We start from the raw sequence: 9,768 nt of genomic DNA, 5'->3' as shown, positions 1-9,768 counted from the left end.
AGCCACGCTGGAACCACGGGAACGGGAGGTGAGCGGCCGTGGGCAGTGGCAGCGGCATACGCGTACGCAGGGTGTACGACCCGCCGGAGGACGACGACGGCAGCCGCGTCCTGGTCGACCGGCTCTGGCCGCGCGGGATCTCGAAGGAGGATGCGGCGGTCGACCTGTGGGCCAAGGACGCGGCCCCCTCGGAGGAGCTCCGCACCTGGTACCACGAGGACCGCTCCGGCGACCGGTACGACGGCTTCGTGGAGCGCTACCGCACCGAGCTCGGCGACCCCGGGCACACCGAGGCCGTCGAGGAGCTGCTCGCCCTGCTGCGCCGGGGCGGTCCCGTCACCCTCGTCACGGCCGTGAAGGACGTCCCGGCCGGCCATGTCCCGGTCCTCGTCGGCCACCTGGAGAACGCCCTCGACCACCGCTGACCGCCTCACCGGGCACAGGAGGTCGAGGGCACAGGCGTACGGCTCTGAGACACTGGGCGCGATGAACGAGACAGCGACCCTGAGAGCCCGTGCCGAGATCGACCTCGCCGCGTTGCGCGCCAACGTGCGCGTCCTGCGCGCCAAGGCGCCGGGGGCACAGCTCATGGCCGTGCTGAAGTCCGATGCGTACGGGCACGGGGCGGTGCCGTGTGCCAGGGCGGCGCTGGAGGCCGGGGCGGCCTGGCTGGGCACCGCCACCCCGCAGGAGGCGCTCGCCCTGCGGGAAGCCGGGATCGGCGGCCGGGTGATGTGCTGGCTGTGGACGCCGGGCGGCCCCTGGCGTGAGGCGGTCGAGGCGGACATCGACGTCTCGGTGAGCGGGATGTGGGCGCTGGAGGAGGTCGTCGCGGCGGCCACCGCCGCCGGGATCCCGGCCCGGGTCCAGCTCAAGGCCGACACCGGCCTGGGGCGCAACGGCTGCCAGCCCGCGGACTGGCCCGCACTCGTCACGGCGGCCCGCGCCGCCGAGGAGGCGGGCGTCCTGCGCGTCACCGGGCTCTGGTCGCACTTCGCCTGCGCCGACGAGCCCGGCCACCCCTCGATCGCCGCTCAGCTGGACGTCTTCCGCGACATGGTGGCGTACGCGGAGAAGGAAGGCGTCAGGCCCGAGGTGCGGCACATCGCCAACTCCCCGGCGACACTCACGGTGCCCGAGTCCCACTTCGATCTCGTACGCACCGGGATCGCGATGTACGGCGTCTCGCCCAGCCCCGAGCTGGGCACCCCGGCCGACTTCGGGCTGCGGCCCGTCATGACGCTCGCCGCCTCCGTCGCGCTGGTCAAGCAGGTGCCCCCGGGCCACGGCATCAGCTACGGGCACCACTACACGACCCCCGCCGGGACGACGCTCGCCCTGGTGCCCGTCGGTTACGCGGACGGCGTCCCGCGCCACGCCTCCGGCCGGGGCCCCGTCCTGGTCGGAGGTGCGGTGCGCAGGATCGCGGGCAGGGTCGCCATGGACCAGTTCGTGGTCGACCTCGGGGGAGACCCCCTCGAAGCGGGCGCGGAAGCGGTGCTGTTCGGGCCGGGGGACCGGGGCGAGCCGAGCGCGGAGGACTGGGCCGAGGCGGCCGGCACGATCGCGTACGAGATCGTCACGCGCATCGGCGTACGCGTCCCGCGCGTCCATCTCCACGAGGACGCCGGCCGGGACTGAGACCTGGTCCCGGCCACGACCGCGGTCCGACGACGAAGACGACGAAGACGACGAAGGAGCACGGCACGGTGAGCGAGACCAGCGCGGAGGACGTGGTGGCGACGGCGGCCGTCGCGGCGGCCGGCTGGCGCCGGGCGGGCTTCGCCGGGGCTGCGATAGGCGTCCTCGCCGCGGGTGCGGCCGCGGGCGTCGCCGTCGAGCGGCTCACGGTGGGCCGGGGCATGCGCAAGAAGGCCCGCCTCGCGCTGGACGCCTCCGGCCCGTACGGCTCGCTGCGCGGGCTGCCGGGCCGGGCGGTGGCGGACGACGGGACCGAGCTGTACTACGAGGTCGACGAGATCGAACCGGACGGTGGTACGAGCCGTGCGGACGGGGGCCCCGGGGTGAGTACCCCCGCGGGATCCGGGGCGAGTGCCTCCGCGGGCTCCGGGACGCGGCGGCGCAGACTGTTCGGCAGCAAGGACCCCGCCCCCCTGACCGTCGTCTTCAGCCACGGCTACTGCCTCGGCCAGGACTCCTGGCACTTCCAGCGGGCCGCGCTGCGGGGCCTGGTCCGCACGGTCCACTGGGACCAGCGCAGCCACGGCCGCTCCGAGCGGGGCAGGGCGCAGGGCGAGGGCGTGCCGGTCGGCATCGACCAGCTCGGCCGGGATCTCAAGGCGGTCATCGACGCGGCGGCGCCCGAGGGGCCGCTGGTGCTGGTCGGGCACTCCATGGGCGGGATGACGATGATGGCGCTCGCCGACCGGTATCCGGAGCTGATCCGCGACCGGGTGGCCGCGGTCGCGTTCGTGGGGACGTCGAGCGGCAAGCTCGGCGAGGTGAATTTCGGGCTGCCGGTGGCCGGCGTGAACGCGGTGCGCCGTGTGCTGCCCGGGGTACTGAGGGCGCTCGGTTCGCAGGCCGAGCTGGTGGAGCGCGGGCGGCGGGCGACCGCCGACCTGTTCGCGGGGCTGATCAAGCGGTACTCGTTCGGCTCGCGCGACGTGGACCCGGCGGTCGCGCGGTTCGCCGAGCGCCTGATCGAGTCGACCCCGATCGATGTGGTCGCCGAGTTCTACCCGGCGTTCACCGAGCACGACAAGAGCGGGGCCCTGCCCGCCTTCCGCGGGCTCCCGGTGCTGATCCTGGCCGGTGACAAGGACCTCGTGACGCCCAGTTCGCACAGCGAGGCCATCGCGGACGAACTCCCGGACGCGGAGCTGGTCATCGTGCCGGACGCCGGACACCTGGTGATGCTGGAGCACCCGGAGACGGTGACCGACCGGCTCGCGGACCTGCTGGTGCGGATCGGAGCCGTTCCGGCCGGGACACGCTGATCCTCTACCGTTGGTCGGCATGGAAGCAGCGCACAACGGCCCGGTGACCGGCACCGCCGCACCGGGCACCGTCATCCTGGACGTCGCCGTGGAGTCCCCCGAAGAGATGAAGGATCTGGGCCGCCGGATCGCCGGGGTGCTGGCCCCCGGCGACCTGGTGATGCTCACCGGTGAGCTCGGCGCGGGCAAGACGACCCTGACCCGCGGGCTCGGTGAAGGCCTCGGTGTACGGGGCGCCGTCACCTCGCCGACCTTCGTGATCGCCCGGGTCCATCCGCCGCTGGGCGAGGGCCCGGCCCTGGTCCACGTCGACGCGTACCGGCTGGGCGGCGGTCTCGACGAGATGGAGGACCTGGACCTCGACGTGTCACTGCCGGAGTCGGTGGTCGTCGTGGAGTGGGGCGACGGCAAGGTCGAGGAGCTGTCGGAGGACCGGCTGCGGGTGGTGATCGACCGCGCGGCCGGTGACACGGACGACGAGCGCCGCACGGTGACCCTGGTCGGGATCGGCGCGCGCTGGGCGGGTCTGGGCGCGGAACTGGCGGCGCGCTGAGAGCGGCCCCGCCGAGGGCTCACCGCCGCGCTTCCCGCTGCGCCTCCCGCCGCATTTCCCGGCGCTTTCCGACAAGCCGTCGGCAAAATGTTGCGCGCGGGAGGCCCGGCGTGTTCCCATGGGTGCAGGGATTGGTTAGGTCTACCTAACCACGCCCCTGGACGAAGCCCGAGGAGGCAGCATGCCGGCATCCGAGCGTGAAGTGCAGCCGCAGTCGTCGCAGGCGGAGCCACCGTCGGCGTCCGCGGTCTCGATGAAGGACCTGCTGGCCTCCTGTGCGGCGGCGACGGCGGTGTCGACACCGCCCCGCGAGGAGCGGGCCGACGACGTGCACGCCGACGAGGACGGCACCGCTGCGCGGCCCGCCGCGCAGCGCGACGCAGCCTGACCTGCCCGTTACGGGACGACGACGACCTGCACGCCGACCGTCGCGAAGGTCCACAGCGCATCGCCGTCGGCCCGCTTCATCCGTACCCCGCCGGTCTTCATCGTGGGGTCGGGGCTGTGCATCGAGTCGTCCTGCGCGGCGCTGAAGCCCACGGACACGTCGTCGACGTTCGCGAAGCGCACCACGTGCTCGATCGGGACGCCGTCGGACCCCTTGATGCTGCCGGAGCGTGAGGTGACCTGGTACGCGCCGGGCGGCGGGCTCACCGAGCTCGGCATCACGGCGAACGTCCGGAGGGCCTTCTCCCCGTCGTCCACGATCCACACCCGGCGGTCCTTCAGCGCGTACACGACGCGGGCCCCCGTGCCGGAGTCCGCCGGGACCGCGAGCGGATCCTTCGTGGGCGTGGGCTTCACGGTGGGGGAGGCCGTCGCCCCGGAGGGCGCGCCCGAGGGGGCGGCGACCGAGTCGGGTGCGTTCGCCGACGCCTGGTAGGCGAGGAAACAGACCGCGGCCACCGCCGCGGCAGTGAGCCCGGCCACGAATCCCGAGCTGCCCCGTGCCACCGTGAGGTCCCCTTTCACATGCGTCGGTCGCATGTCGTACAAGTATTTACGTCGTACACGCGTATACCCGGCGACGGTACCAGCAGCCGAAGGGGGGACCGGGACGCTGCACGGGCTGCCGTGGCCGGGTCGGCGGAGCCGTAGGCTGTTCGTGTGCTGCTGCTCGCCATGGATACCGCCACCCCCGCCGTCACCGCCGCCCTCCACGACGGGACCTCCGTCGTCGCCGAGACCGGCCAGGTCGACGCCCGGAGGCACGGGGAACTGCTGCTGCCCGCCGTCGACCGGGTCCTCGCCGAGGCCGGGGTGAAGCTCGACGCCGTGACCGACGTGGCCGTCGGGGTCGGCCCCGGCCCGTACACCGGGCTGCGCGTCGGCCTGGTCACCGCGGCGACCTTCGGCGCCGCCCTCTCCGTGCCGGTGCACGGGCTGTGCACGCTCGACGCCCTCGCGTACGCCGCCGGGCTCGACGGCCTCGAAGGCCCCTTCGCCGTCGCGACCGACGCGCGCCGCAAGGAGGTCTACTGGGCGCGGTACGAGGACTCCCGCACCCGGACCGGCGAACCCGCCGTCGACCGGCCCGCCGGGATCGCGGACCGGCTCGCGGGGCTGCCCGTCGTCGGCGCGGGCGCGCTGCTCTACCCCGAGGCCTTCCCGGACGCCCGCGGCCCGGAGCACGTCCTCGCCGGCGCGCTCGCCGCCCTGGCCGTCGAACGGCTGGCCGCCGGGGCCGCCCTGCTGCCGCCGCAGCCGCTCTATCTGCGCAGGCCCGACGCCCAGGTCCCGAAGAACTACAAGGTGGTCACCCCCAAGTGACCACCGCGACCGCTGTGCTCCGTGAGATGCGCTGGTGGGACATCGAGCCGGTGCTGGAGCTGGAGCACGAGCTGTTCCCCGAGGACGCCTGGTCGGCCGGCATGTTCTGGTCCGAACTGGCCCGCGCCCGCGGGCCGCGGGCCACCCACCGCTACGTCGTCGCCGAGAACCCCGCCGACGGCCGGATCGTCGGTTACGCGGGCCTCGCCTCGGCCGGTGACCTCGCCGACGTCCAGACGATCGCGGTCAGCCGCGGCCGGTGGGGCGGCGGCCTCGGCTCCGAACTCCTGACCGACCTCCTCCGGCACGCCACGGCCTTCGAGTGCACCGCCGTGCTCCTGGAGGTCCGTGTCGACAACACCCGTGCACAGAAGCTCTACGAACGCTTCGGCTTCGAGCCCATCGGCTTCCGCCGGGGCTACTACCAGCCGGGGAACATCGACGCACTCGTCATGCGCCTGACCGTACAAGGAACAGAGACAGACTGATGGCTGACGAACCGCTCGTACTCGGTATCGAGACCTCCTGCGACGAGACCGGCGTCGGCATCGTGCGCGGCACGACGCTCCTCGCCGACGCCGTCGCGTCCAGCGTCGACACGCACGCCCGCTTCGGCGGCGTCGTCCCGGAGATCGCCTCCCGCGCCCACCTGGAGTCGATGGTCCCCACCATCGAGCGGGCCCTGAAGGACGCCGGGATCAGCGCCCGTGACCTCGACGGCATCGCCGTCACGGCCGGCCCCGGGCTCGCCGGGGCGCTGCTCGTCGGCGTCTCGGCCGCCAAGGCGTACGCGTACGCGCTGGGCAAGCCGCTGTACGGGGTGAACCACCTGGCCTCGCACATCTGCGTCGACCAGCTGGAGCACGGCCCGCTGCCCGAGCCGACGATGGCGCTGCTGGTGAGCGGCGGGCACTCCTCGCTGCTGCTGGCCCCGGACATCACGAACGACGTACGGCCGCTGGGCGCGACCATCGACGACGCGGCGGGTGAGGCCTTCGACAAGATCGCCCGGGTGCTGGACCTCGGCTTCCCCGGCGGCCCGGTCATCGACCGGCTCGCACGGGAGGGCGACCCGAAGGCGATCGCGTTCCCCCGCGGGCTGAGCGGCCCGCGTGATCCCGCGTACGACTTCTCGTTCTCCGGCCTCAAGACGTCCGTGGCGCGCTGGATCGAGGCGAAGCGTGCGGCCGGTGAGGACATTCCCGTGCGGGACGTGGCGGCGTCCTTCCAGGAGGCCGTGGTGGACGTCCTCACCCGCAAGGCGGTCCGGGCCTGCAAGGACGAGGGCGTCGACCACCTGATGATCGGCGGCGGCGTCGCGGCGAACTCACGGCTGCGGGCCCTCGCCGAGGAGCGGTGCGCGAAGGCGGGCATCCGGCTGAGGGTCCCCAGGCCGGGGCTGTGCACGGACAACGGGGCCATGGTCGCCGCGCTGGGCGCGGAGATGGTGGCGCGCAACCGCCCGGTGTCGGACCTGGGCCTGTCGGCGGACTCCTCGCTGCCGGTCACGGAGCCGCACGTGCCGGGCGCGCACGGCCACGGCCACGACCACGTGCACGAGATCAGCAAGGACAACCTCTACTCATGACCGTCGCCCTGATGTGGGAGGCCCGCGCCGCCGAGGGCCGGGGCGCGGAGCTGCTGGAGTGGGCCGGGGCCGAGGCGGCCGAGCTGGCCCGGGAACCGCTGCGCAGCGAACTGCTGCGCGCTCCGCAGGACCGGGTCCTCGTGCTGACCTGGTGGGACGCGGCGTATGACGACGAGCTGCCGGAGCTGCCCGAGCCGGACGCCGGTCTGATCAGCCGCCCGGTGCACCGGTGGCGCTTCGAGTCCCTCGGCCCGGCGGGCGGCTGACACACGCGCCGTGCGTGTTCCGATGAGTTCCCGGCGCGGCGCCGGTCCACCTTGTACAGCGGACGACGACGTCCCCCGGTGCGAGGAGAGGGACCATGCAGAAGATCAGGCCCTGTCTGTGGTTCGACGGCCAGGCCCAGGAAGCAGCGGAGTTCTACGTCTCGGTCTTCGGCGGGGACTCCCGCGTCGTCGGCATCAGCCGTAATTCCGACGCGGCGCCGGGGGAGGCCGGTTCGGTCCTGACGGTGGACTTCGTGCTCGCCGGCCAGGAGTACCTCGGTCTCAACGGCGGCCCGCACTTCCACTTCAGCGAGGCCATCTCGCTCAGCGTGGACTGTGCGGACCAGGAGGAGGTCGACACCCTGTGGGCGAAGCTCACCGACGGCGGTGAGGAGAGCATGTGCGGGTGGCTGAAGGACAGGTACGGCCTGTCCTGGCAGATCGTCCCGCGCGCGCTGCCCGAGCTGCTCGCCGGTCCCGACCGGGCCAGGGCGGGCCGCGTGATGAAGGCGATGACGGGGATGCGGAAGCTGGACGTCCAGGCCCTGCGGGACGCCTGAGCGAGCACCTGGACCCGCCCCGCGCACGCCGTGCGCGGGGCGGGGAACGGGCGCACCCTGGAAGCAGAACCCTTCCGGGAGGTGACCGTGATGATGGAGACAGTCGTCGGATGGCATGTCGAGCTGGAGTTCGAGGAGGACACCCACCGGACCCGGGCGGCCGCGATGGTGCGGCTGAGTGACGGGACCGAGGTGCGGGCCCACGGGTACGCCAGCCGCCACCCCTCCGACGCGGAGCAGCCGAGGGTCGGCGAGGAGATCGCCGGGGCCCGCGCGCTCAACGAACTGGCGATGAAGCTGCTCACCAAGGCGCACGACGAGATCGACGAGGCGTCCGGCCGTACGTCGTACCCGCTCACCTGACTCCAGGGGCCGCCCGCCCCGGCCAGGAGACGCCGCCGGCCCCGGCCAGGAGACGTACGGCCTGGTGACCCGGTTGACGGGGCCGGCGTTCCTCGCTCGCCCGGTCAGCCGGACCGGCCGGGCTGAGCGAGGCGTTCGCCCGTCGGCGGTGGGTGCTGCGGGTGCTCGTCGGTGCGCCGGCGGACCCGCTGATCACCGTGAACGCCTGATCAGGAGCGCTTCACCGGCTGTCCGATCAGCATTGTCGGGGCCCCGGCCACCCGGGTCAGGAAGACCGTGGCGGCGTGCGGCCCCTGGAGCTTCATCCTCCGGCGGAGTTCCTCCGGTTCGACGGCGGAGCCGCGCTTCTTCACCGTCAGGACGCCTACCCCGCGCTCCCTCAGCAGGGCCTTCAGCTTCTTCATGTGGAAGGGCATCTGATCGGTGATCTCGTACGCGGCCGTGGTGTCGGATGCGTACGGCGTGTCGTTCGTGACGTACGCGATGGTCTCGTCGATCAGCCTGCCGCCGCAGTCCTCCACGACGCGGGCCACCAGGTGGGCGCGGATGACCGCCCCGTCCGGCTCGTACAGATACCGGCCGACGGGGCCCACCGGCGGGGCGGGGAGCGGACCGTCGGAGGCGAGGGTCGCGCGGGAGGGGAGCAGCGTGGCCCGGAAGGTGCCCGGGGCGAAGCCCTCGCCGAACCAGAGCACGGCTTCCTTGACGTCGCCGCCGTCCGAGATCCACTCGGCCTCGGCCTGCGGCCCGATCGCCTCGTGCGGGACCCCGGGGGCGATCTTCAGCGCGGCGCGCGGGGCCTTCAGCGCGGCCCCGGTCGCCCAGGACAGCGGCGGCGAACAGGCCTCGGGGTCGAAGATCCTGCCGCGTCCGCCGCGCCGCGCGGGGTCGACGAAGACCGCGTCGTACGGGGAGGTGTCGGTCTCCGTGACGTCGGCGCACCGCACCTCGACGAGGTCCTGGAGTCCGAGCGCCTCGGCGTTGGCGCGGGCGACCAGGACGGTGAGCGGATCGCGGTCCACCGCCAGGACCGAGATGCCCGCCCTGGCCAGGGCGATCGCGTCGCCGCCGATGCCGCAGCACAGATCGGCCACGCTCCGTACGCCGAGCTCCGCGAACCGTCCGGCGCGGTAGTCGGCGACCGAGGTGCGGGTTGCCTGTTCCACGCCGTCGGGGGTGAAGAACATGCGGTACGCGTCGTCGGCCCCGAATTTGGCCACCGCCCGCTGCCGCAGCCGTGCCTGGCCGAGCGCCGCCGACACGAGGGCGGCGGGGTGCGTGCGGCGCAGCCGGGTGGCGGTCGCCAGCTCCCGGGCCGGGTCGTGGTCCCGCAGCTCGTCCAGGAGCGCCGCGCCCTCCGGGGTGCGCAGGGCGGCGAAGGCGGCGAGCGGGCCGGCCTGACCGGCCTTGTCGGCGGGGGGGAGGGCTTCCACGGGTCCATCGTTCACCGGTCCATTGTGAGCCAGCCGGGGGACCCGGCGGGACCGCCGGAGGTGTCGCGGGAGGCAGCCGGTGACGCGGTGGCAGGATGCGGCGCCATGCAGCTAGTAAGACAAAAAGAAAAATCCGCCCCGAAATACCGTGGACCGGTCCGTTTCCTCCTGGTGGCGCTGCTGGCCGGAGCCGCCGCCTCCGGGTGCTCCGGCGGTACGGACGACGCCGCCCTGCGGCAGGAACCGCCCGCCGGACTGCCGGGAGCGGCCGCCCC

At 73.5% G+C, this 9,768-nt stretch carries 13 protein-coding genes; 11 read left to right on the top strand and 2 right to left on the bottom strand.

What is annotated here, in order from left to right; all coding sequences use genetic code 11:
- Nucleotides 1-38: 38 nt before the first annotated feature.
- The 5 genes from VN520_RS12980 (at nucleotide 39) to VN520_RS12960 (ending at nucleotide 3,901) form a co-directional block, all read left to right on the top strand.
- A complete protein-coding gene (locus VN520_RS12980) occupies nucleotides 39-425 on the top strand; it encodes a DUF488 domain-containing protein (RefSeq protein ID WP_325747044.1) in 387 nt (128 codons plus the stop codon).
- A 61-nt stretch (nucleotides 426-486) separates the two neighbouring features.
- Nucleotides 487-1,641, top strand: coding sequence for an alanine racemase (gene alr, locus VN520_RS12975; protein WP_325747043.1), 1,155 nt, complete (start codon nucleotides 487-489; stop codon nucleotides 1,639-1,641).
- 68 nt (nucleotides 1,642-1,709) lie between these two features.
- Entirely contained in the window at nucleotides 1,710-2,960 is a 1,251-nt protein-coding gene (locus tag VN520_RS12970) for an alpha/beta hydrolase (RefSeq protein ID WP_325747042.1), read from the top strand.
- Between the two features lie 19 nt (nucleotides 2,961-2,979).
- Nucleotides 2,980-3,513, top strand: a complete 534-nt coding sequence (gene tsaE / locus VN520_RS12965; protein WP_325747041.1) for a tRNA (adenosine(37)-N6)-threonylcarbamoyltransferase complex ATPase subunit type 1 TsaE — start codon at nucleotides 2,980-2,982, stop codon at nucleotides 3,511-3,513.
- A gap of 181 nt (nucleotides 3,514-3,694) precedes the next feature.
- Nucleotides 3,695-3,901, top strand: coding sequence for a hypothetical protein (locus VN520_RS12960; protein ID WP_325747040.1), 207 nt, complete (start codon nucleotides 3,695-3,697; stop codon nucleotides 3,899-3,901).
- An 8-nt stretch (nucleotides 3,902-3,909) separates the two neighbouring features.
- On the opposite strand, the gene VN520_RS12955 is transcribed toward VN520_RS12960, so the two are convergent.
- On the bottom strand, nucleotides 3,910-4,500 hold the full coding sequence (locus tag VN520_RS12955) for a hypothetical protein (protein WP_325747039.1): 591 nt from the start codon (nucleotides 4,498-4,500) through the stop codon (nucleotides 3,910-3,912).
- A 135-nt stretch (nucleotides 4,501-4,635) separates the two neighbouring features.
- Between VN520_RS12955 and tsaB the strand changes: the two genes are divergently transcribed.
- The 6 genes from tsaB (at nucleotide 4,636) to VN520_RS12925 (ending at nucleotide 8,060) form a co-directional block, all read left to right on the top strand.
- Entirely contained in the window at nucleotides 4,636-5,283 is a 648-nt protein-coding gene (gene tsaB, locus VN520_RS12950) for a tRNA (adenosine(37)-N6)-threonylcarbamoyltransferase complex dimerization subunit type 1 TsaB (RefSeq protein ID WP_325747046.1), read from the top strand.
- Complete coding sequence (gene rimI / locus VN520_RS12945) at nucleotides 5,280-5,771, top strand: ribosomal protein S18-alanine N-acetyltransferase (RefSeq protein ID WP_325747038.1); 492 nt, start codon at nucleotides 5,280-5,282, stop codon at nucleotides 5,769-5,771. Before tsaB ends, rimI begins: the two co-directional genes overlap by 4 nt.
- Nucleotides 5,771-6,871 (top strand): tRNA (adenosine(37)-N6)-threonylcarbamoyltransferase complex transferase subunit TsaD, encoded by a 1,101-nt coding sequence (gene tsaD, locus VN520_RS12940; RefSeq protein ID WP_325747037.1) that lies wholly within the window; start codon nucleotides 5,771-5,773, stop codon nucleotides 6,869-6,871. The genes rimI and tsaD overlap by 1 nt, the downstream gene beginning before the upstream one ends.
- Nucleotides 6,868-7,137, top strand: a complete 270-nt coding sequence (locus VN520_RS12935; protein WP_325747036.1) for a hypothetical protein — start codon at nucleotides 6,868-6,870, stop codon at nucleotides 7,135-7,137. The genes tsaD and VN520_RS12935 overlap by 4 nt, the downstream gene beginning before the upstream one ends.
- A 95-nt stretch (nucleotides 7,138-7,232) precedes the next feature.
- Nucleotides 7,233-7,697: a VOC family protein gene (locus VN520_RS12930; protein WP_325747035.1), complete on the top strand. Its 465-nt coding sequence runs from the start codon at nucleotides 7,233-7,235 to the stop codon at nucleotides 7,695-7,697.
- A 90-nt stretch (nucleotides 7,698-7,787) separates the two neighbouring features.
- On the top strand, nucleotides 7,788-8,060 hold the full coding sequence (locus tag VN520_RS12925; RefSeq protein WP_325747034.1) for a DUF1876 domain-containing protein: 273 nt from the start codon (nucleotides 7,788-7,790) through the stop codon (nucleotides 8,058-8,060).
- Nucleotides 8,061-8,269: 209 nt separating this feature from the next.
- Here VN520_RS12925 and VN520_RS12920 read toward each other — a convergent pair whose 3' ends face one another.
- Complete coding sequence (locus tag VN520_RS12920) at nucleotides 8,270-9,493, bottom strand: THUMP-like domain-containing protein (RefSeq protein WP_325747045.1); 1,224 nt, start codon at nucleotides 9,491-9,493, stop codon at nucleotides 8,270-8,272.
- Nucleotides 9,494-9,768: the final 275 nt, after the last annotated feature.

This window comes from Streptomyces sp., assembly GCF_035563135.1.
GTDB lineage: Bacteria > Actinomycetota > Actinomycetes > Streptomycetales > Streptomycetaceae > Streptomyces.
The sequence above is the reverse complement of the archived record's forward strand: the minus strand, read 5'-3'. Positions and strand labels throughout refer to the sequence as shown.

Bases quoted from the DNA above. Each gene is read 5' to 3' on its own strand.
- alr (WP_325747043.1), top strand. From the start codon at position 487: ATGAACGAGACAGCGACCCTGAGAGCCCGTGCCGAGATCGACCTCGCC.
- tsaE (WP_325747041.1), top strand. From the start codon at position 2,980: ATGGAAGCAGCGCACAACGGCCCGGTGACCGGCACCGCCGCACCGGGC.
- VN520_RS12960 (WP_325747040.1), top strand. From the start codon at position 3,695: ATGCCGGCATCCGAGCGTGAAGTGCAGCCGCAGTCGTCGCAGGCGGAG.
- VN520_RS12955 (WP_325747039.1), bottom strand. From the start codon at position 4,500: ATGCGACCGACGCATGTGAAAGGGGACCTCACGGTGGCACGGGGCAGC.
- tsaB (WP_325747046.1), top strand. From the start codon at position 4,636: ATGGATACCGCCACCCCCGCCGTCACCGCCGCCCTCCACGACGGGACC.
- tsaD (WP_325747037.1), top strand. From the start codon at position 5,771: ATGGCTGACGAACCGCTCGTACTCGGTATCGAGACCTCCTGCGACGAG.
- VN520_RS12935 (WP_325747036.1), top strand. From the start codon at position 6,868: ATGACCGTCGCCCTGATGTGGGAGGCCCGCGCCGCCGAGGGCCGGGGC.
- VN520_RS12930 (WP_325747035.1), top strand. From the start codon at position 7,233: ATGCAGAAGATCAGGCCCTGTCTGTGGTTCGACGGCCAGGCCCAGGAA.
- VN520_RS12925 (WP_325747034.1), top strand. From the start codon at position 7,788: ATGATGGAGACAGTCGTCGGATGGCATGTCGAGCTGGAGTTCGAGGAG.